The organism is Parashewanella sp. 2304DJ23-3 (assembly GCF_056591695.1).
Window position 1 is genome coordinate 122400 of sequence record NZ_JBWQOH010000003.1, and the last position, 22240, is coordinate 144639.

Genomic DNA, 22240 nt, shown 5'->3' on the forward strand with positions numbered 1-22240 from the left:
TAAACATTTAATACTCGTTTTTATCTATAAGATTAATATAAATTTGCTCATCAACACCCTTCCTTTCCCCAATAGTTTTATCATCTAAATTAATTGTGTAATCATAACTCCCAGTGTTTTTAATGATTGTGAGCTTACTTCCTTTCGAAATCTTGATGGTTTTTGTCCACCACGCTTCGGGGTTAGATAATGGAAATCGATTCAAGGTTTTGCGTGACAACATAGAGGCCGAAGCCCCACCAAACGGTTGACCTGAAAAAGCCAACTCAATAACTCTACTCTCTTCTGTATCATTGATAATGACTAAGCTGACCTCATCAAGCTTTCTCAATGAGTCATAAACTTGGTTCAAATGCTGGGGTACAGAGACTAAGAACTGTCGTTTCCATGTTTTCCCAAAACGTTCTAATTTGATTAACTTTTGTGTTGTATTTGTGAGTTTTTGAGATAATTCAGCAGAAGTATCGCCAACAAGGTTTCCTTGTTTCACGACCCACTTCCCATTTGACATTACATGGTAAACATTCCGTTTATTCGAACCATAAATGAGTAATGGAACTGCATTTTCATTTGTAATCCAGGGAGACAAGCCAAGTTCATTTTTGGTTAGAAGAACAATGTCAGCTTCTTTCCCTTTCGTTAATGAACCTGTTTTATTTTCTATTCCAAGTGTTTTAGCCCCGCCAAGTGTTGCTGCATACAAAATTCTCCAATGGTTTAAATTAGCGTGAATATAATCGGCTTTTAAATAATGAAGTTTTTGAATGTTCCAAGTAGCACGCATAGCTTCAAAAAAATTTATGCCATCATTGCTCGCAGCTCCATCGGTTCCTAAACCCACTTCGATGTCATTATTAAAATAATCGATAACTGGCGCTATTCCAGAAGATAAATACATATTGGAACCAGGTGTATGAGCAACTGCGGCATTTTTATTTTTAAAAGTTTCGATATCAGATGCATTTAGCCAAACGCTGTGTATCGATAGATAAGGCTTATTTAGATCAAGTGCGCCTAGGTAATCGAGTAAAGGAATTTGTGAGAAGTAATTTTCATAGTTATTTAAAACTTCAAGTTGTTTAATGTCACTTTGTGTTAATGTATCCTTAGAAAGTTCAAGCACCTGTTTTGCCAATCGTTTTATGGTCATAAGATTATTAACATCACTTGGCGGACTTGCTTCTAGTAAAGATTGAATCATTGCCCTATCGCTTGATGACAAGTTTTCTCCATACATTTTTAGATAATTTACAAGCCCGCTATAAACATCCCTCTGTTCTTGAATATTTTCCATTGTGTGTTCAGAGATACCTAGATCAAGATCTTCAGCCAATGTAATTCCATCTTTAATTGCCGGCAAAGGGAAGAATGAAATCGGTCCTTGTCCCATCCATACTTCGAGTGGTTGACACTGCTTTTGTAACTGAGGAATGGCCTTTAACTTTGCGTCATAAGGCATAAAAGCGGATGGGTTCCACCAAATTAGAACACCATCCATATTAGAACTGATTAATGCTTCACAGGTTCCAGATAATGCCTCTGAGAAAAAATTAGCTGATGCAAAATCTGCGACAGTTGTAATACCAGAGAGTTGCGCTTGCTTTGCCGCAACATAAACTGCATCGAACATGCTTTGCTTATCAAAGTAAAACGCATAATCGTATATTTCTAACCAGTGTTGCAGATTATCTGTTGGAGAAAAACTCTTTGCAACATGCTGCCATAAATGGGTATGAGTATTAATGAAGCCCGGTAGAGCGATTAAATTATCCCCTTCTATAATTTAAGATGCACTTGTAGAGTCCGGTATCGATTTATTGATGTAAATAATTTTTCCATTTTTAATGCCTATAAACCCAGATTCAATGAGTTCATTATTTTCTACATCGAGATAGTCAACATGAGTAATGAGCACATCATAATTTGTAGCATTAACATCAAACGGTATAACTAAAAATAAGAAAGCTATTAGATTTTTAGACATAGAATCACCTCCATGTGATTCATTCTATTGACGTAAAAATATTTATTTAACTATAAATGCATAGCGGTTATTTGAAAGGTACAAATAAAAAAACCTCAACAAAGTGAGGTTCCATATATTGAGATAATCTACTTGATCAGTTTGTCGATAGCTTCTGTATTAATGTATTTCTCGAGATTAGACATCCCTTCTGCTACTTGAGGGTGTGAAAACATTTCTTTACCTGCAACTTGTCCTAAGACGTTAAAGCCCGCCTCTATCGTTGCATTACCTTCATATTTTAATGCTTCTTTTGTTTCCTTTAAACAGGATACAGTTAACAAACGAGTCATCAGTTCGCCCATTTTTTTATTCGAGTTTTCAAGAATCTCAGGTGTTACATTTACTAAGTCCTTAACGGCTGGATGCTTAGCTGCAGCAGAAAACATCCATCGAACAAGGTTGTTGCGATCTTCAACTGAAGTTGATGTTACAAGACACCTTGATAATTGTTCCGTAAATGGCCCTGCACTCGCCTCTTTTGACAGCAAAAAAGTTGAAGAAATGAGTAATGGAATGATCATTAATTTTTTCATTTTTATTCCCTTTAATGTGCTTCAATTAAAATCTTTTGAAATGTTTATTAAGCAAGCACAGCAATTAATGCGAGTAAAGCTGGTAAACCTTGTACCAACAAAATTGATTTTTTAACGGTAATACTCCCGTAAACTGCAGCAGTAATTACGCAGCATAGAAAAAAGATCTGTACTTGCAGACCGATATTCGATTGTGGGTGAAAAAGCCCCCAAAATAATCCTGCTGACAAGAATCCATTATATAAACCTTGGTTAGCAGCCATTACTTTTGTGTTTTCGGCTTCTTCTTTTGTGATGCCGAATACTTTTAAGGTTCTTTTTCTGGTCCAGAGAAACATCTCAAGGACTAAAATATACGCATGCTCAATCGCTACAAGCAAAACTAAAACAAATGGTAAATATTGCATTTTATCTCGATATAATTGTATTCATCAAAATGATAACACTTCAGAGGAAACTCTTACTCTGCTTCTTAGGTGTAACCTCTTAAATATTGAGGGGATAGTCATATCCAAACATCATTCTCTGCGGTAAGCGTGCTATCAGAATCACCTGTATTGACGATACCTTTAGGCTCAATAAGTAAGATTTTACACAAGTTTTCGGCAATAGGCTTGTGCTCTACACCTTTGGGGATAACAAACATTTCACCTTCATTCAGCGTTACTCTACCATCTTTAAATTCAATGATTAAAGTGCCATCGATGACCACGAATGTTTCATCCGTATCATCGTGAGCATGCCAAACAAATTCGCCCTCAACTTTTGCTAATTTAAATTGATAATCATTCATTTCAGCAATGACTTTTGGTGACCAAGTTTCCGTAAAAAGGCCATATTTTTCATTAAAATTTACAGGTTCATACTTCATTATTCTTATTCTCTTGCTGAGTGGGAAGTTAATTACTGTAATTGGTATTACATATGGTCAATCCCATTAGCAATGCCAGCAAGCGCAAACACAGAGCCTATTGCAACAACACCGACGGCGTCGATTGCAAGAGTAGCTGGCGTTGCAATGATTTTTCCAAGCTTTCTAATATGAGCTTCAGGAATACTGACCTGTAAGCGATGGTCACCCTCCAATTTTTGAAATGGAAAGTCTCCCTTTACTTCATAACGCTGCCCGGATATTGAAAAGTTACGCTCAAGAGTGCCACTTTTACTTTTTATAAAACCCAAGGGTACTAACTTGTCATTATCCTCATGATTAAATGACGCTAGGTTTAGGTTACCCGAAATATTATTCGAGGCATCGAGCTCAAACTCTGTAAATGTTGGCACAAGATTGATGTTGCGACTGGTTAACAAGGTTTTTTCAAGTAATGGCTGCGCTTCAATAATATAACTGTATTTTTTCCCTTCGATCAGCAATAAATTTTTCTCTTTAATAAAGTAGTAACCTACGACGTTCTCGACATAAGTCAGTTTCTTCCAGAGCGAACTCGTGCAACCAATCATAAAAACAGTTACGAATAAAAGCGCCAAATGTTTCATATATTCATCCATGCAGAAATAACGCCTCGTTAACAGGCTAATTAAGTTTATTGGTGTTCTGGAGCAGCTAAAAACATCAATACCAATATTTATCCATCAAAATAGCTATAGCGAATTTAATTAACGACAAAACTATAAGAAAAATAATCATTTTCTTTTATAAATCCGATTTTCTCATACAGGGATTGGGCTGAGAAATTGTTTTTTTCTGTATTTAAGTCCACTCGAATAGCGCCTATGCTTTTCGCTAACTTTACTGAACTGCCGATCAAACGGTTGGCGATACCTTGCTTTCGATATATTGGTGAGACGAACAAATCGTTCAGCACGATTATCCTCCCTAGTGATACTGAAGAAAACGAATGATAATTTAATACAAAACCTGCGGGTTGTTGATTTGGGTCATAAGAAATAAAAACGGTTGCTTCATCGTTTTTTAAGCGTTCGTGTAGGTATTCTCGATATACGTCAGGTGCTGATGGCTGCTTATAAAAAACCATATATTGATCAAAAAGCATAACCAAGTCATCTAACTCGGTTGTCGTGATTTTTTTTATATTCATAAACGCTCGCTTAGTGATTTTTTGAAGCAAAAAATTGACGATCTGAGCAACTTACGACGACTTCTAAGTACTTTTTAAATACTCCTTGCTTTCACGAAGCCAAGATGAACACGACCACCTTCTATTCGGTCAATAAAAAATAACCAAATTAAAGATAACCTTTTTATCATTGTATTATCCATACTTATTTTTTCCATAAGGTACTCCATTACACAGACATAATAAAAAACCTTTCAAAAGGCGGTATAGCCACCAAAGCCATATCGGGAATATTAAGGAGTATCCAACGAATAAGCTATCAAACAGTAAGGCTACAGTGAAAAGATAGGCACCTATAATGGTCGTGCGCTTGATGAATTCGAAATGATTCCTGAAGTATGAATCACTGCTCTTCCTATAAAAGATCAACCATGAAATGCCTCCAAGCAGCACAATAGGAAATACCAGTCCTGCTAGCATTAACCCGTATCCAACTAACGGTAATTTTGTATTTAACTGTTTATGTGGTGTTGCAACCGATCTTCCTTTCATTGCGAGCATAGTTTGACCTTATCAAATCAATCTTTAAGTAATGTATGTTTTGACGTATGCAGTACAAATATATCGATAATGAAAATGCTACAGAGGTGGAATTAAAACTTCATCACCCAAATGGGTGGCTGGAGGCTGATAAGAAGTAAGTTGGCGGCGAAAAATTAAGATTTAAAAGAGTACTTACAAAGAACATCTTATAGCCAACCTTTACTCCAGTTGGCTTTTAATAAAGAACAACGCAAATGAGTGGGGTTTATCTACAAATTATCATCGCAACGTTCTACTTGACTATCGCCAACGTGCTTTAAATTGACACAATGACGACGCAAATCACCAGGCGTGATAAACATCTCTTGACCTTCAATAAGCGTATGGATGGCTTTTTTAGAGTCAGAAATCTGCGTTAGGCTCTGTGAGAAAAGTGCAACAGATTGGATGGTTTCGGCAAGTAAAGGCGTTTCTGGTTCTGTTCTGGGTGATTTAAGAACTTCAGTTAAGTCGCTAATAAGTAGATCTACGTCCACCTCTTCTTCCTGAGAAGTCATAAGTTGTACCGGTAATTCGCTTTGTTGAAGAAAAGCATGACAATCCATCAATAAACCTTGTTTAACCGTAGCTTGTAAAAGATCAGCATTAACAAAGTTTAAAGCAAATTCACTTCCAGAGCGTGTATAAACGGCAGAAACAAACTGAGAGCAAGTCATTCTGTCAGTACCATGAGATAAAGTGACATCAATTTGTTTACTAATGGCATTTAAAATTCGACTCACCAGTTTTTGAGTAACCCAATTCATTGTTAGCTTTTTATGTAGTAACAATAACCCTGCTAAGATTAATCCAGGTTTATCATAGGGTAACTTTGCATCTATCAAGGATTCAGCGGTTTGCATTAACGGGGTAAAATCATGGGCTGAAGCGAGTCGCATTACACTGACCGAGCGTCCGTCTTTAGTTTCATAAAATCGGTGTTTAGCTAAACCAGATAAACCTTCATCGGCTAAAACTCCATTTTCACAAATAAGTGCGGCATGGGTATATTCAGAATCACTCAAGTGCATGATTAACCAATTTAACTTATGCTCTGGGTCACCTTTGAAAAGCATTATATCGCCAGAGTTAAATTCATTAATTGATTGTGTTGATTGGCTTGTCATTATAATTATATCCTTTTCTTGTTTAGGGTCTGTTGATCTTTCAGGATTAAATTTTGTGCTATTTTAGCGTTTATCTGTTCAAGGCGTGAGCAGTGAAGCTTAGTCATCTAAGTGAGCTGGTCACAACACAGGACAGTGAACGCTAAAAAGCATCGAAAAAAGAGAAAGCGAAAATTGGTTGCTCTTTCAAAATAAAAAGTACTGCGTTATCGCTTGTTTATTTGGAAACGAAGTAACGACAGTTTTATATGTCGGTAATAACCAAACCGCACAAGCGCTGCCTTGCATAAAATAACCAATTTATCGCTGCAAAAACAATCACGAAAGATCAACAGACCCTCGTAGCGCTTCGTAATATGAAGCATGTAACATCTGTCGTCATTCACCTATTTGGGTGAAATTAAACTGAGCAGGACGTTTCAATAAGAGAGTTACTTAGAATTTGTCACGATAAAAATGACAAATATCTAAGAAGCTAAGGTGAGGCTGAATAATTCTTATAGTTGTTTAGGAAGTATTGATAAGTCATGTAACACAGCAGTAAATTGAGAAATGGAGTCTCCAGGGAGCATCGCAAGTAATCGCTTATATTCAGCAGCGTTAAAAGCGGGAAGCGTATCAACAACTCGCTTAAGCTCACCCTGTTGATCTGTTGCGACTAAACTTACAATCCAAACCAAATGATTCAATAATGAGCTTTCAATATAGTCAGTACTACGCTGACAATATGAAATACACGATGTGTAATCCTTTAGAGCAAAGTGCACCAATGCTTTTGCTGACATCATCACGCCTTGCCAATGCAGTGCGGGATACACTTCTAACGCACGATCGATCGTTTCAAGCGCTAGCGTATGCTGACCATTTAATGCGTACATTTGTGCAAGAAAACGTAAGGCCATGTAGTTTGCTTGATTAAGGGCCACAGCCGCTTTTGAATGTTCAATAGATTCTGAAACATTTCGATTAATAAAGTGATTCACAGCCATCGAAAGATGAGACCAGCAACACGTCTTTTTCAAACTTAAAGCCGTTTTGGCGTGCAAGGTAATTTTGGTCATTGTCGAAGACGTATTAGTCGTTTTTGGTGCTTCTATCAAGTTTCTATATTCAATTAAACTACTGAGCGCTTGAACAACTGCAATATCTGGTAAAACTGTTCTTGCTTGTTGTATGTGCAGTAAGCTGGCCACTCTTTTTTGTGGGGAATCGTGTAGTAAAGCCCCTACTCCATGATAAAAGTGTAAATACCCTTGTTCATCGTTTGATGGTTGATAATGCTTGATACAATGATGAATAATTAAATGAGTAAGCTCAATGGCTGTTGCCAGTTGAGTTAGTTCTTTCAAAATGCTTTCAGATGTTTGCCACAATAAAGACTGATGTTCTGAATGATACAAGCTTAAATGGTATTTCCCTGCTTTGTATTTGACATTTAAAATGTAATCGACATTTGCTTGATCACTGAGCTCAAAAAAATCAAAATCCAGCAATCGCTTTTCGAGATCGTCCTTAAGTAGATCTGTTTCATGGTTGAAACTCTTAACGGAAAGCTTGAGCAGGCGCATACCGTCATAATGTTGTTGGCGTGCTTTATATAAACTGATCGCTTCAGCGCGATTGCTTGCCCCCAAAATCAAAAAAGATGCTGAAACATGAGTCTTTATGGTATTAACAGAAAGGTTTAATAGCTCAGCAATGTCTTTATTCGTTAGGCCTTTAGAGATCAATAATAAAATCTCATCTTGTCTGGATGTTAATTGTGGCCCTATTTGCTGCTGACTCATGTCAATGATCCCTCAAAGTTGTTCTTATTATTTATTCACGATCTATTACCAAGCAGTAATAGACTGTGAGAGCCATATTTGAACAACCTGAAAAAGTAAAATTCTTACTTTTTCAATCACTAGGCCAGTAAAAGTCACCTTAACAGGAATAAGAAGGATATTCATTAACAATAGCTCTTGTTCTGTTGAAGTTTTTGACGTTCAAGAAAGTGAAACTGAGGAATGTTAAAGCACAATGAATGCGCTATGTTAGATAATGATTGTATCGGGCTTATACAAACTTGCGCATCTAAAGTAACAACAAGCCCATACCATATGTAACTAACAGAATAATAGGTTAACTGTTATGAACATTGGAAGATGAATTTTTCGGCATTCTAATAAAATGTCCACACTGGTTGCAACGATGACCAGATACTAAAAAGTGTCGATACCATTTATCAGACAAATATTCATCAAACTCAATCCGAGCGGTGCCTTTACAACCTGCTTGGTTGCAAATCATCGGTATCTTCAAAAAAAGGGCCACAGCGATAGTCGTCAGAAAAGCCCCTACTAAAAACCCAACAAACATAGGAAACTCCAATTTCTGAACCATTAAATAAATAGAACCTCCGAAAACACTTATAGTGATGAAGGTAGTCAGAAGTCTGTGAAGCCATTTATACATGTTTCTCTCCTTGAATGTTATACCCTCCTGTGAACAGTCATCGATTGTTAAGCATTAAGCTCAGCACACATAACCGTTACTTGTATGCCTTTTGAGTCAACCTGATGTAAATGTCTAAAACCAAATTTGGTGTATAAGCCACCCGATAAGTTTTCAGTCTGTAAATACAACTTTGTTATATTCGCTTTTTGAGCTCTTTTTAAAACCTCTGTAACAAGACCTGAACCAATACTCCTTCCGCGGTATGCTTTATGAACATAAACGCCGCCAATCCAAAATTCATACTCAGGAAACGAATCCATCTCTCTTATTTTCAGTTCTGCAGCACCAACTAATTCATTTTTAATGTGGCAAAGCACAAGCATTGGTGGCGTTTCAGTATTGATTGCTGTAACGACATTATCTTGTACAAACTCTAAAGAGTGTCGCCCTGTATCTTTACACCATTCATCAAAATACCACTTTGCCACAATAGGTGCTGCAGACGGGTGATCAGCGAGTAATGAAAATTCCATGTTCACCTCATATATGTACTACGTAAAATATTATCATTTGAATTACTGTGTCCGCAACGTTCATAACGCTCAGTTAACAGGGGTTTGAAAATTAATAAATCGAAACGATAAATAGATCGTTAACACACTATTTTCAATGTCGTAGTCAATTACTAGCGATTACCTAAATGCTTCTAAATACCAAAAAATGGCGATTGCAATAAAGTACCCAAGACACACCCAGACATTAGGCTTTATGATTATTTCACCAAACTTTTTTGTTCTTGGTGAAAGCTTTTCAGCCGCAAAATCTAGAAATGCAATAAAGAACAAACTCATAATTGCATAGAGGTAAAAATAAATGACACCACTACCTGCCTGCCAGTTGTTGACTGTACCGATTGCAGAAACAGCATCTTGAAATCCCTTGTAATAACCAAATTGCCCTGTAAAAACCATGATATATGTGCAGAGTAAGGCAATTGCTATTAGACGGTTTAATACCAATGTTTCTACCTATGTTCTTGATGGTAAAAAGTAACTTCTCGCATAACTGAAATAGAGTAACACGATAATCCCACCATTGAACATGTATGACACGTCGCTCAACAATTGAGCAGGTTTACTTAAAAGCCATAATTCATCCATGAAATATGTTGGAATAGCAACAAGCACACTGAATAAATATACGTGTCTAGCCCACGGTTTAAACAAAAGTAAACCAACGAGACAGACTAATGTAAGTGCGATAGCAACTATGATCAGAGTGATCCCAATAAAATCATCTGATTGACTGAGTGATTCCTCAACATCAGATAGTTGAAAATTTAAAGTTTCTACAATTTCACTGGGGAAAAAACTATCATATAAGCCAGGCGCAAAGGCTAATAAATAATCTGTAATGAAGAGTAGACGTAACGTTAATTTATTCATAGTAATAATAACGCCCAATTAACAGGCAAAAGATATATTGTAATTCATGATGAACGAGCAAACACGAAAAGGTTTGCATCTTTGTCCAAGTGTTTTATTAATTATTGCTTACTGCTTTGCGCAATACGCTTTTTTAGCTCATTAACTTGCTTTATACATTGCTGCTTCTTAACACCTGACATCTCTGCACATTTTTGCCCAGATGAACTCGCATTTGATGATGCGTCAATAATTGCGGCCACTCCCAGACATATTGGTGCTGCGCCACGACATTGTGCGACTTTCTCATAAATAGGATTTGTACTACAGCCGATAATGGATAAACTCGCAGCGATTAGAACAGTAACTTTCAAATTCATATTGATGTATCTTCATAAATAAAATAGCCGTAAAGAAAACTACTGGCTCTACCTACTTTAACGGCTCTAGATTATTAATTAGGTGATTAATTGTTGTGCTGCTTCTTTTTTGGAATTAAGTGCAACCAAAACAGCAGTTCGAAAGCGACACCCAAAATAATAAATGTAACTGTACCCGTCGCATTACCAGCCACATGGCAAACAATAGCAGTAAATACGAGTGCTAAAAGCAATAATATTCTGTGTAAAAACTTCAAGTACAAATTTCCTTTTCATAATATTCATAAATCAACGTACTTAGGCATGCACAACGTATAGTTTTACCTTACAAAAAGCAAAGTATACAAACTTAACAGCTTCATTCTCTCGTTAAAATATTACGTGTTGAACTACCTTCATATTTCAAATGTATAAGGAAGTAATCACCGTTTGCATATTCGTCTTAATGAGTCTGAGTCGAAACAAAATTAACACCTTCAAAGAAAAGCTTTTTATTGACTCGTTTCTTCGTATCGATGTATTGAAACGATAACTCTAAATTAAATTTAGTGTCAGGACTCGGCGTCTTTGTATTAAATACAAGTAAATACTCAACCCACCCTTGTTTCAGGCATTTTTTTTGTTGATATCTTTGCCTATCTTTCACAATGTGCATTGAATTTAATTCTAAAGTGATCCAGCGAGAATAATGAAAATCACATGATGGAATAGGCTCTCGCCACCTCACCTGCTTAACGTCTAAATTATTATTGAGTATTGATTTAAAAGGCAGAAAGCCAATTCTATCTTTCTCTCCTTTTACACTAACACTAATTTGAAAAGGAGATTCTCCGACTGACCCAATATTTGAGCCATATTGCTCAACTGGAATAAAAGCTAACTCAAAACGTCCGTCTGTTCTAACTGAGTTATGAGGATTTACTTTAATTTCAAATTCGCCAAACTCAAATACATTTGAAACGACCCGATCATAATAGGTATAGGTCTTATCAGTATCAAAAGTTGGCTTATGTGTTAAAGATGCAACGCTACTCTTGTGATAGCTCACATTTGCACAACTGGATAAGAGAGTACAACTTAATAATAGTAAAAAAAGTTTCATTTATATTTACACAAAAAGTCGATTCGCTTATTTATTTGAATACTAGCAAAAAAAACCAAAATACTGATAGTAAAAGTTAAGAAGTTATTCGCAATAAACGGATCCATTTTTGCCTCTGTTTATTAAAATTATTATGCAAGAGTTCGATGACTCATGGCTTACTACTTGAGTAAATATTGATTGAATGATCTGTTAACTGTTATCTCGACTGAATAAACGTTTTAAGTTTGGTAGAACGAAATACATTATAGGGATAAAGATAACCGAGAACAGCAACAAATCCATCACAAAGTTGGCATTATTCAAATAGGCAATGTTGCTTTTTAGTAGATTCTTTATAACCGTTGCGATAATTGCGACAATCGCTATCTGCACAAACGAGAATGATTTCCTACTTCTTGCCATTTTAATTACCTTTTTAATTTATACATTAAGCTAGCAGCCAAACAAGGCGCATTAAGTATTCTTTCTATGTGCCTGTTAGCTCAAGCTGTCACGGAATAAGGAATTTAATAATTCTATGTGTGTTTGATTTGACTCAGTCAATCCTTGATAGCTTTCCAAACGTTCGAGTTCACTTTCGATAAACGCATTGAGCTCTGGAACAGCTGGCGCAAGTTCTTTTTCTAAGCTCCTCTTCTTTCTCTCCAGTAAATCAGATATTGTCAAATCTAAATTCGAATCAGAAGGTATGAGAGAGCGAAGCTTGTCGAATTCTATCGGTGCAGGTTCTTGACACTTTTCTAACCACATGATTGAAAGTAGAGGACGCAAGACATAAAAGTACTTCTTCAGAGGTACGATTTCAGTTTTCAGATAACCACGGTAATTGGTCTTCGCCATGCTTCTGTAGTGATAAATGCCCTTCTCTATAGAATAAATATCACCCATAAGCTCTCGGGCTTTTTCAGCGAACACCTTGTCATCAACGTAAACAATGGGAGACTGTAACCACTCAACAAAAGCTGGGTTCGATTTCCCAAAAAGCTGCAGAGCCTTTCTAATATCCCAGCCATTTATATCGATTTCATCAACGATCTCGTATTCAATAACATAACGCTTATGGTCAAGGTCAACGGATAAATACCAATCCTTCGGATGAGAATAGATAAACCTTACATCATAATCGCTATTTGGAGATTCAAAGCCCCACGCTCTACTGCCTGACTCAATAGCATAAAGCACTTTGACATTGTGTTCTTCTTCCGCATTTCTGATTCTTTTTAGAATTTCTTGTTTTATATTTTCTTCGACCATAACTGTCCTGAAACTGGGGCCCACTTGTGTAAAGCATCACATAAAGTGTTTACTGATACCGAGCTGAAAAGCGTCTAGATCTTGAATTTATTTGGATGAGGCCAAACTTCTTGCTCGGGTTTGTCGAATTGCATTAACTCAATTAAATTCCGACCATCGAGAATAAAGGCTACCGTTACACCTTCTGTAGGGCTATTTGGTTCCAAAACAATATTTTTACCTGCAATTGCCTCTGCTAAATTATCAACAACAAAAGCGACATGAGGAACTTTTTTGATAACCTCCGGAAGATCATTATCTTTATCAAACTTCATCCATTCTATTGCATAGGGAGAGTCGAAATAACCTGCTGCATGAAGCTTTAACGCTTCGTTGTAGTCTTCAACAGGTAAATCCTCAGATGTAGGAATACCGATGTGATGAAATCTAAGATCTTGCACCATACTTCTCCTACCAATAAAGCGACTTACTCAAATTTTATCTCGCTGAAATAGCGTACTTGAATATACAAGGTATCGCTAACGAGTACCATTCTCCCGACTGTGCTTACGAAGTTTTAGACCGAACATATAACGTGACACATTAAATGGTTTTATCATTAGATAAATAATGGTGACGCAAACGCACAAAGAGGACAATAGCAGGCTTATAGATTTCAACGCTATCCCAGCATTCCATTGCACGATATAAAAGGCGAACCCGACAATAACAGTCTGATGCAGAATATAGAACGGATAAATCAACTCATTTGCTGAACGCAGCCATTGAGGTGATTCCTTGCAAAAGGCACTCGCATAACCAACTAAGGTTAATAATCCAGACCATGACACCAAAGTACAAACCAACCACCATATCTGCCACCTGATCTCTAATGAAACGTAATCACTGATATCGGGTTTAAAATAATACGCATAAAACAACACAGAGCTAACGATAAAGATGATTAAGTTTGTTCTTCGGTACCGAGCGATAGAATGCCATATGTTAGCGCTTTTAATAAAACACATTCCGGCAACGAAAAAACAAAGATAGAACACAGAAACTGACAGATTCTCTATGCCATTGCTTTGTGATGGCAAAAAATACTTTAAGCTCAGCCTGATCAAAATGAGGCCAAACACTAAAGAGAATAACCCATATTTTGAATCAACCAGCTTTTCAAGAAACTGAATTAACACATTACCCGCATTACTCAATAATGCTTTATTGATTGGAATAGCCAGCACCATAAAAACAATAAGAAACTCGATAAACCATAGATGGTTGGCATTAAACGACAATGCTAATTGCTGGTACGCATCTACCAAGTTTGTATAATCACTTATGTTTTCATAATACCCTTGTGGCGGCACTATGACTATCATACCGATAAGCAAGGGCATCAGTAATCTGTGAAATTTACTCTTTAGAAATTCTGTTACTTTCACTTTTTGAAGTAATAAGAAACTAGCTGCACCTGCGACAAAGAATAACGATTGGAGACGCAGCTGTTCAAAGTAAACCATAATGTCATCAAGCAACTTACTCGAATCAGCATTCATGACATGCCAACCATCACCATTAAACGGCATAAACACATGGTGCATGAAAACAGCGAAGATTAACCCCACTCTTAACCAATCTAATTCTGAATATCTATAACCTTCCATTAATGCTGTACCGTCCTTTGGTATGTAACGCCCAATTAACAGGCGTAAGATGTTTGCGTATTTACTTTCGACAAGGAAGCAAAGCCAAACGGCTTAGCTCTTGTTTAAGTACTCGGTATATTTATTTTTTTTCAGTAAACCCTTTTTCTTCCATACAGGAACTAGCAGCCAACAATTTACGCATTGAATCACCATCGGTATCAATCATTGCTGCACGATATGTTCTTTGATGATCGCAGGCTTTCAATGCTGCTTTTAATTTAGCTTGCTCTTGAATAGGGCTACCATCTTTTTGAACCCATCCATTAGACGATTCATATTTATTTGCAGCGCAACCACTTAATGCAACTAAAGATACAGATAAAATTAAACTCAACGTACTACTTTTCATTACTTCTATTCTCGTTGGTGGATTGTAAATATAACGCCCAGTTAACGGGCAAATGTGGTTGGCTAAAATCCGAAGCGCAGCGTAGGAACCAACCAGTATTCACCCTTGTTGAAGCGCATGCTACGCATGATTTTGATTGATAAATAACCGCTTGTGAATACTCGAAGGTTTATGCTTAGCAATTCTTAAAACCTTTTCCATTTCTCGTGATGCTTCAATTTCAAACTTTATAATTGAAAGAAACTCATTCCACTCTGCAACTGTACCTTTAGAACTGCCCCATGCAACCATAAAGTCGAACTCTAACCCATGACGAATAAGGCGAGCAGGTATTTCAGGTTTTGCCATGTTACCCATAAAAATCCCGTATCTTAGATATGGGTGTAAAGATTTATGATCATGAGCTTTCTTACTGTATGTTATTGAATCGTGGGTGTTAATACTTTTGTATTTTGTCTCGATTACAACTCTCGGAACCCATTTATTTTTATCTACCCATTCATATACCAATATATCTGTTTTGTATTTTTTATTATTTTGATTGCTTATATCGTTATCAGTATATTCAAATATTTCGAATGAATACATAAGGCTTTGTTCGGTATCTACTGCAATTGAAGGGTTTTCATCTTTCAATTGATTATGTAAGCGTTCACAAATTTTTCTAGCCCAGTTAGCTTCAGACATACTATTCTCGATATTTATTAATAATGGCCTAACGCCCATTCAAAATGGCAAATGCTGGTTGGCTATAACCCGAAGTGCAGTGAAGAGCCAAACAGTTTGCAGTCCCGTTAAATTGCTTGTATGCCTATTTATCAAAGCTAATTACTGGTTCAAAAAAAGAACCTTTATAAGGCTTACAGCTACAGTTTTTATTAAATGCATTAAATACTTCGACTGTAATAGGAATTATTTTATCAAACCTGGCTAAACAGTAGTCACAATGCTCATTTGAGCCAGCTTTTTTTAGAATGGCATTTTTCACGAGCCCCGATGTATACATTTTTATATAGTTATCATCCCATGCTTTATCGCAAGTAGCTTTGTTGTAGATATGTCTTATTGTCGCAAAGATCTCTTTAGAACCACTTTCATCAACATTAAATTCAAACTCAATCGTTGCATGATCTAACTTTGATTGATGTCTTAAGTGACACAACACCAACTCATATCGTATTTCAGGGATACAACTACATTCATTTAATCCAGTCATAAAATATGTATCCAACTCTCTTGATTGGATTTTATTTGAGGTTTTTTTTGAAAATAGCTTTTTAATATGAGAAAACATGTACTCATCCTAGGAACAATAGGCATAACACCCTATTTCGAGAGAAAAAATAACGTTTTGGCGCATCTATTTCCCTTCCATTTATACAGAAGAATATACCAAAACAAGTATGCGAAGTCTTTATGTCCAAGCATTTACAGCATGATTAATTCGTACTGAATATATAAAAGTGGGATTAACTTCTGCTTTATAACGTAAAGCATGAACATAGTCATTAATGTATGTTTTTACGCTGGGATTTTTGTCTGAATCTACTTTAGTAGCACACATAAAAAAGCCTGATATTAATCAGGCTTGTTCATTAAAGTTCTAACGTAGAGAGTGTGGATAAGGCTAACGATCCTCTCCAACCGATCAGTAATTTAGGATTGTTGTCTTTACTGTCGCTCCAGTACCAATTCAAAAAGTCATGAATGTATTTTTTTGAAGCAAATATCTCAATGGGCACTTCGTTGTTTTCAGCAATGGCGACTAACTTTGCTTTAACCGCTTTAAAGCTTTGTTTGTAATCTGGCCTAAATGCAATCACATCAATTTTTGGCGGTAAGTTTTCTAAATCGGCATGTTGCAGATTAGACAGGATGGCCTTTGAGAACTTACGTTTTTCGTGCTCATTTAACTCTTTTACACGCGAAAGTTGCGCAAACGCAGTTGGTTTCGCCTTGGCCAAGGCAATTAAAGCATGATCTTTTATGATAAACCCTACCGCAATATCTTTTTTAACGGCGGTTTTTAAGCGCCATTTTGCGATAGGTTTTAAGTAAGCCAGTTGAGTTTGACTGAGCTGAAAACCATTTTTCACTTTTAAGTAGGCATTATCATAGTCAATGGCATCTAACCTGCCCTGACACATATTTGCGCTTTCTTCTAAAGCCCAATCCCAGCGCCCTAGTTCTTCGAGCTTTTGTTTGAGCATTGGAAACAAATGATAAAGATAAAATACATCATTAGCCGCATAGGTGAGCTGCTTATCCGATAACGGGCGTTTTATCCAATCCGTTCTCGATTCACCTTTATCTAATTCAATGCCCAATAGTTGATGAACAAGGTTAGCATAACCAAGGCCATGTCCCATCTTGGCAAAGCCTGCACCTATTTGAGAGTCAAAATACGGTGTTGGCATTACCTCACCATAATGCGCAAAGACCTCAAGGTCTTCGCTGGCAGAATGTAATACTTTGAGAATGCTTTCGTTTTTAAGCAAACCCCAAAATTCAGTTAAGTTAATACCTGAAACAGGGTCGATTAATGCAAGCACATCCCCATTGTATACTTGAATTAAACCCAACTGAGCATAGTAGGTACGAGTTCTAACAAACTCAGTATCTAAAGCAATCATATTACTTTGCTTTAATTGCTCTACCAGCTGGTTAAGCGATTCTTGTGTATCTATAAAAGTTACTACTGGAAACTTTTTATCAAACATCATTTAGTGATACTTATCCATTCGTTTTCTTTAGGTCTTCGTCCCGTAATTCACGGCGAAGTATTTTACCAACGTTAGTCTTAGGTAATTCATCACGGAATTCAACAAATTTAGGCACTTTATAACCCGTGAGGTGCACGCGACAATGCTTAATGATATCTTTTTCAGTCAGTTTTTTGCTTTTTGACACCACAAACACTTTAACCGCTTCACCACTTGCCTCATATGGCACGCCAATAGCCGCAACCTCTACAACTTTTGGATGTAAGGCAACAACATCTTCAATTTCATTCGGGAACACATTAAAACCAGAAACCAAAATCATGTCTTTTTTGCGATCAACAATATAAAACAGACCTTGTTCATCCATATAGCCGATGTCACCCGTTGAGAGCCAACCGTTTTCATCGATAACAGTTTTGGTTTCTTCTTCATTGCCCCAGTAGCCTTGCATCACTTGTGGGCCTTTAATAAATAGCTCACCCGTTTCGCCTTGAGGTAATATAAGGCCGCTATCGTCACGGACTTGTATATCAGTGCCCGGTGCAGGTAAACCAATCGAGCCATTATACCCTTCAGAGTTGTATGCATTACACGAAACCAATGGTGACGCCTCGGTAAGGCCATAGCCCTCTAACAATCGAGTTGTTGTGATCTCTTGCCATTTATCCGCAACTGCACGCTGTACAGCCATGCCACCGCCGATCGACAATTTTAACTTGTCAAAATTAAGGTTGGCGAATTCAGGATTATTCACAAGTGCATTAAATAACGTATTCACGCCTGTTAATACTGAAAAGTCATACTTTGACAGTTCAGATATAAATCCAGGAATATCTCTTGGGTTGGTAATTAATAAGTTCTTTGCACCTTTGTGCAGAAATAACATGCAGTTCACGGTCAATGCAAAGATGTGATACAGCGGCAAAGCTGTAACAACAAGCTCTTTGCCATTATCAAGGATCGGTGAATAAGCGCCACTGGCTTGCAATACATTCGAAACCACATTTTTGTGGCTCAACATTGCGCCCTTAGAAAGACCCGTCGTACCACCGGTATATTGCAAGAAGGCTAAATCATCTTCTTTTAATTCTGGCTTAACGTACTGTAGGCGTCGACCTTTAGATAAGGCTTTACGATATGAAAGCGCATGTGGAAGATGATAAGCGGGCACCATCTTCTTAATATACTTAATGACAAAATTAACAACGGTACGTTTTGGTGTACTTAATAAGTCACCTAAGCTCGAAATAATGACATTCTCGACAGGTGTTTCATCAATGACTTTTTGCAAGGTATTCGCAAAATTAGAAACGACAACGATCGCTTTGGCACCTGAGTCATTGAGTTGATGCTTCAGCTCTCGAGGTGTGTATAACGGGTTAACATTGACCACGACCATTCCGGCACGTAACACACCAAAAAGTGCAATGGGATACTGCAAAACGTTTGGCATCATTAAGGCAACTCTGTCGCCCTTTTTTAACCCCAATTCATTTTGAAGGTAAGCAGCAAAAGCTCGACTGCGTTCTTCAAGCTTTCTGTAAGTAACTGTTGCTCCCATGTTCATAAAAGCAGGTTGGTCAGCGAATTTGCTTACCGATTCTTCAAACATCTCAACTAATGAAGAATACTTACCATGTTCGATGTCTGCTGGTACACCCTCAGGAAGGTTATTTAGCCAAAGTTGTTCCACTATGTTCTCCCGATGCTAATAATAGCGACTAAGCAAATTTGCTTATAAAAAAGTAAATACGCATCTTATTTCTAGTATGTTCTAATAAATGAATCATACCAACTTACCGAATATCATACGTGCGTTTGAATTTGAGCTGCTCATAATCACATATCTAGAGCAAAAATCCTAGTCATCACTGGTCAATGAAAGAACGAATGGCATCCGCAACGGGTTTAGGGTTGTCCATATGGATGTGATGTCCGCCCTCAATGACTTCACTCACAAGTGAACTGAATTTCGTTTGGAATAAATTCAGTTGTAGTTGCGCTTTACTTCGACTACCAAAAATAACTAAAACAGGCACTTCAACATGATCGATTAATGACTCTACCTGCTGAAAACTAAAACGCCAAGCTGATGTTAGTTTAAGCTTGGGATCTGTACGCCAAACAACACCGTTTGATGTTGGTTTTAAGTTACGTGCCACTATTAACTTTGAATTAGCATAGTTTAGATCAGTTACTTTCTCTCTCACTTTAGCGACAGTATCTATCGAAGAGTATGTTTTAAGTGTTATATCTAAATTTGCCTGAGCTTTATGGTCGATCAAACTTTGGTGTAATCGATGTTTCGCATTAGATTCCATCTCAAACAGTGGCATTAGGATATCAAGCATGATCAACTTTTCGACATTCTGAGGCATAACACTCGTGTATATCAAAGAAATGATGCCGCCAAAGGAATGCGCTAATAGGTTCACTTTATCAATATCGTATTCATGTTTTAAATGTTCGATAACTTGCTCAAGATCAAACACATAGTCGGTTAAGTGAAGCGGATACCCCGTTTGGCGATGATGTGACAAACCATGCCCCGGAAAATCAATAGCAATGATTCTGTAGTCATTAAGAAATTCAACGAGAGGCACAAAACTGTTCGAGTTATCTAACCACCCGTGTGTAGCCAGAAGAATAGGCTTACCCGACTCACCCCATTCTTGTGCAGCCAATGTTATATGTGGAAGCTTTATTTCGAGTTCTTTTCCTTTGAACATTTATAGCACCAAAAATTAATAATGAGTAAGTGAAGGGTTATCGAACTTTAAATGCGCGATACAGTGCCAAACAACCAATAATACACCAACAAACCGTCCAGACTTGTGCAGGTAACCATGTCATTTTAGCGAGATTGGCTGCATCCCCTACATGCCCTCTCCCTATCAACATAACAGCACTGAATAAACCGTTGATGATAACCGTCATGCCGATAAATTGGGTCAAATATTTCAGCCAGCTTGAGGAAGCAAATTTTAGCGGTAAAACAAAGAGTGAGGCGATCACCAATAAAATGAGCACCGTCAATACATCCCTTACCCACAACACTAAACATAAGGCAATAAGAAAAGTAATTGCGCCAGAAATAAATTTAGCGAACTTAGAGGTTGTTGTTGCAGCCAACTGATAAAGAAGCAAACCAAAGCCTGAAGCCCCTGCATAACCAGAAAATGCGATCAAAATTGGCCATCCACCATAGCTGTAACAATAACCAGCACCGTTAGCCAGTAATTGAATTTTACTGATACTGCCGCCCGTTATTAATGTTGCTAAGCCATGACTAATTTCATGAAAAAAGGTCTCGACCCAACTAAAAGGAATGCTGACGATAGGAATTTGAATGACAATGGCACTCAAGATAAAAAAGAACCAAAAATGAAGTTTGTATTGTTGAGCTTTATTTTGCATAGGTGTGCAGAGTTCTAAGCGTAGGTATCAATACCTATATTCTGCCTGATATTTTCTCTTTCTACTGCAAATTGTGTAAGTAAATATTGAGATATGGCTTTATTGCTGATTGGATTTGTTGTTTCTATATGAACTCGACTGTGTCGCCATTGCTCTATTGTTATCTGTGTATGTGGCTGACGCTGATGTTCAACTAACTCGCCGCTAATAGCTTGAGGTGAGTCACTACCGTTATCAACTTTAGACTGAGAATTATTAACAGGAACAACGCCAGTTGAGGTCGAGGTTGTTTGACCGATGGAGTTATACGACAAATTTGAGTCGATGTTCATTTACCTGTCCATAAATGTAGCTTAAACAAAGAATAGTTAACGACTTGTTAAATTTCAATATCTATTTCAGTCTCATAGCACTCCCGTTTTCACGGGAGCAACGCTTAGGAGCTTACTCTCGTCCTGGTAATTTTTTCCAAGTAACTTCGTCACGCACATAAACCGGCGCTAAATCATCAACTGGAGTAAATTTACCTTCAGACCATGCACTTTGACCTAACTTGAGCATAGATTCAGCTGTAGGGAACTTTGCCATAACTTCGATGTGTGTATTGTTGACGTTCGACAGTAACTCTGGATACGTGTCAATGCCCGTACCACATGCCACAAAACGTTCAGCATCGTTATGAATCAAAGTTACATTTTCAGGGCGAGATACTTTTTCATTCTCCACAGCCACTACCACATTATTATTGGCCGTGTACTCAGCCCAATAGACTTCGTTCATTCTTGCATCAATGGCACAAAGGATATGCTCAGCGCCTAAGTCAGCGGCTTGCTGCGCCATAGAGTCCAGAGTAGAAACACCGTACACAGGAAGGTTTTGACCTAATGCTAAGCCTTGAGCCATACTCGTGCATATACGGATGCCCGTGAAGCTACCAGGGCCTCGACCATAGACAATTCCGTCAAGATCAGAAAGCGCAATGCCAGCTTCAGTAACCAGTTTTTCTACTAATGGTAAAAGTCTTTGGCTGTGCTCTCTTGGAGCATCCACGGCTTCAGAATAGATTTTTTCACCAACTTGTACGGCTACAGAACAAAGCTCAGTACAAGTATCGATTGCAAGTAATGTTTTATGAGTCATTAACGTTAAAA

General features: G+C 37.4%; 29 protein-coding genes. All 29 read right to left on the reverse strand.

Annotated elements, in window-relative coordinates; translation table 11 throughout:
- Positions 1–7 precede the first annotated feature (7 nt).
- The 29 genes from AC1EU2_RS08525 to tsaB all read right to left on the reverse strand — a co-directional run bounded on the left by AC1EU2_RS08525 (position 8) and on the right by tsaB (position 22229).
- Entirely contained in the window at positions 8–1783 is a 1776-nt protein-coding gene (locus AC1EU2_RS08525) for an amidohydrolase family protein (RefSeq protein WP_480298126.1), read from the reverse strand.
- Positions 1784–1984: a hypothetical protein gene (locus AC1EU2_RS08530; RefSeq protein ID WP_480297785.1), complete on the reverse strand. Its 201-nt coding sequence runs from the start codon at positions 1982–1984 to the stop codon at positions 1784–1786.
- A gap of 128 nt (positions 1985–2112) precedes the next feature.
- Entirely contained in the window at positions 2113–2559 is a 447-nt protein-coding gene (locus AC1EU2_RS08535; protein ID WP_480297787.1) for a hypothetical protein, read from the reverse strand.
- 47 nt (positions 2560–2606) lie between these two features.
- Complete coding sequence (locus AC1EU2_RS08540) at positions 2607–2966, reverse strand: DUF1304 domain-containing protein (RefSeq protein WP_480297789.1); 360 nt, start codon at positions 2964–2966, stop codon at positions 2607–2609.
- A gap of 98 nt (positions 2967–3064) precedes the next feature.
- Positions 3065–3430: a cupin domain-containing protein gene (locus tag AC1EU2_RS08545; protein ID WP_480297790.1), complete on the reverse strand. Its 366-nt coding sequence runs from the start codon at positions 3428–3430 to the stop codon at positions 3065–3067.
- A gap of 47 nt (positions 3431–3477) precedes the next feature.
- The gene (locus AC1EU2_RS08550; RefSeq protein WP_480297792.1) at positions 3478–4056 is read right to left on the reverse strand and encodes a hypothetical protein; all 579 of its coding nucleotides are present in this window, start codon (positions 4054–4056) and stop codon (positions 3478–3480) included.
- Positions 4057–4172: 116 nt separating this feature from the next.
- The gene (locus AC1EU2_RS08555) at positions 4173–4619 is read right to left on the reverse strand and encodes a GNAT family N-acetyltransferase (RefSeq protein ID WP_480297794.1); all 447 of its coding nucleotides are present in this window, start codon (positions 4617–4619) and stop codon (positions 4173–4175) included.
- Positions 4620–5410: 791 nt separating this feature from the next.
- Positions 5411–6307, reverse strand: coding sequence for a hypothetical protein (locus AC1EU2_RS08560; protein ID WP_480297795.1), 897 nt, complete (start codon positions 6305–6307; stop codon positions 5411–5413).
- A gap of 497 nt (positions 6308–6804) precedes the next feature.
- Complete coding sequence (locus AC1EU2_RS08565) at positions 6805–8094, reverse strand: LuxR C-terminal-related transcriptional regulator (RefSeq protein ID WP_480297797.1); 1290 nt, start codon at positions 8092–8094, stop codon at positions 6805–6807.
- Between the two features lie 337 nt (positions 8095–8431).
- The gene (locus AC1EU2_RS08570) at positions 8432–8764 is read right to left on the reverse strand and encodes a hypothetical protein (RefSeq protein WP_480297798.1); all 333 of its coding nucleotides are present in this window, start codon (positions 8762–8764) and stop codon (positions 8432–8434) included.
- A gap of 47 nt (positions 8765–8811) precedes the next feature.
- The gene (locus tag AC1EU2_RS08575; protein ID WP_480297800.1) at positions 8812–9279 is read right to left on the reverse strand and encodes a GNAT family N-acetyltransferase; all 468 of its coding nucleotides are present in this window, start codon (positions 9277–9279) and stop codon (positions 8812–8814) included.
- Between the two features lie 159 nt (positions 9280–9438).
- Complete coding sequence (locus AC1EU2_RS08580; RefSeq protein ID WP_480297802.1) at positions 9439–9717, reverse strand: hypothetical protein; 279 nt, start codon at positions 9715–9717, stop codon at positions 9439–9441.
- A 57-nt stretch (positions 9718–9774) separates the two neighbouring features.
- Entirely contained in the window at positions 9775–10191 is a 417-nt protein-coding gene (locus AC1EU2_RS08585) for a hypothetical protein (RefSeq protein ID WP_480297803.1), read from the reverse strand.
- A 101-nt stretch (positions 10192–10292) separates the two neighbouring features.
- On the reverse strand, positions 10293–10550 hold the full coding sequence (locus AC1EU2_RS08590) for a hypothetical protein (protein WP_480297804.1): 258 nt from the start codon (positions 10548–10550) through the stop codon (positions 10293–10295).
- Between the two features lie 86 nt (positions 10551–10636).
- Positions 10637–10807 (reverse strand): hypothetical protein, encoded by a 171-nt coding sequence (locus AC1EU2_RS08595; RefSeq protein WP_480297805.1) that lies wholly within the window; start codon positions 10805–10807, stop codon positions 10637–10639.
- A 185-nt stretch (positions 10808–10992) separates the two neighbouring features.
- Entirely contained in the window at positions 10993–11652 is a 660-nt protein-coding gene (locus AC1EU2_RS08600) for a hypothetical protein (protein ID WP_480297806.1), read from the reverse strand.
- A 192-nt stretch (positions 11653–11844) separates the two neighbouring features.
- Positions 11845–12057, reverse strand: coding sequence for a hypothetical protein (locus AC1EU2_RS08605; RefSeq protein WP_480297807.1), 213 nt, complete (start codon positions 12055–12057; stop codon positions 11845–11847).
- Positions 12058–12132: 75 nt separating this feature from the next.
- The gene (locus AC1EU2_RS08610; protein ID WP_480297808.1) at positions 12133–12909 is read right to left on the reverse strand and encodes a nucleotidyltransferase domain-containing protein; all 777 of its coding nucleotides are present in this window, start codon (positions 12907–12909) and stop codon (positions 12133–12135) included.
- A gap of 74 nt (positions 12910–12983) precedes the next feature.
- A complete protein-coding gene (locus AC1EU2_RS08615) occupies positions 12984–13352 on the reverse strand; it encodes a VOC family protein (protein WP_480297809.1) in 369 nt (122 codons plus the stop codon).
- A gap of 75 nt (positions 13353–13427) precedes the next feature.
- Positions 13428–14558: an acyltransferase family protein gene (locus AC1EU2_RS08620; protein ID WP_480297810.1), complete on the reverse strand. Its 1131-nt coding sequence runs from the start codon at positions 14556–14558 to the stop codon at positions 13428–13430.
- A gap of 121 nt (positions 14559–14679) precedes the next feature.
- Positions 14680–14949 carry a hypothetical protein gene (locus AC1EU2_RS08625; protein WP_480297811.1) on the reverse strand — a complete coding sequence of 90 codons (270 nt, stop codon included), beginning with the start codon at positions 14947–14949 and terminating at the stop codon, positions 14680–14682.
- Between the two features lie 120 nt (positions 14950–15069).
- Positions 15070–15636 (reverse strand): hypothetical protein, encoded by a 567-nt coding sequence (locus AC1EU2_RS08630; RefSeq protein WP_480297812.1) that lies wholly within the window; start codon positions 15634–15636, stop codon positions 15070–15072.
- 124 nt (positions 15637–15760) lie between these two features.
- Positions 15761–16243 carry a hypothetical protein gene (locus AC1EU2_RS08635; protein ID WP_480297813.1) on the reverse strand — a complete coding sequence of 161 codons (483 nt, stop codon included), beginning with the start codon at positions 16241–16243 and terminating at the stop codon, positions 15761–15763.
- Between the two features lie 301 nt (positions 16244–16544).
- The gene (rnd, locus tag AC1EU2_RS08640) at positions 16545–17672 is read right to left on the reverse strand and encodes a ribonuclease D (protein ID WP_480297814.1); all 1128 of its coding nucleotides are present in this window, start codon (positions 17670–17672) and stop codon (positions 16545–16547) included.
- Between the two features lie 10 nt (positions 17673–17682).
- The gene (gene fadD / locus AC1EU2_RS08645) at positions 17683–19365 is read right to left on the reverse strand and encodes a long-chain-fatty-acid--CoA ligase FadD (RefSeq protein ID WP_480297816.1); all 1683 of its coding nucleotides are present in this window, start codon (positions 19363–19365) and stop codon (positions 17683–17685) included.
- Positions 19366–19540: 175 nt separating this feature from the next.
- Complete coding sequence (locus AC1EU2_RS08650; protein ID WP_480297817.1) at positions 19541–20401, reverse strand: alpha/beta fold hydrolase; 861 nt, start codon at positions 20399–20401, stop codon at positions 19541–19543.
- Positions 20402–20438: 37 nt separating this feature from the next.
- Positions 20439–21089, reverse strand: coding sequence for a M50 family metallopeptidase (locus AC1EU2_RS08655; RefSeq protein WP_480297818.1), 651 nt, complete (start codon positions 21087–21089; stop codon positions 20439–20441).
- A 14-nt stretch (positions 21090–21103) separates the two neighbouring features.
- Complete coding sequence (locus AC1EU2_RS08660; protein WP_480297820.1) at positions 21104–21421, reverse strand: hypothetical protein; 318 nt, start codon at positions 21419–21421, stop codon at positions 21104–21106.
- 112 nt (positions 21422–21533) lie between these two features.
- On the reverse strand, positions 21534–22229 hold the full coding sequence (tsaB, locus tag AC1EU2_RS08665) for a tRNA (adenosine(37)-N6)-threonylcarbamoyltransferase complex dimerization subunit type 1 TsaB (protein WP_480297822.1): 696 nt from the start codon (positions 22227–22229) through the stop codon (positions 21534–21536).
- Between the last annotated feature and the right edge of the window lie 11 nt (positions 22230–22240).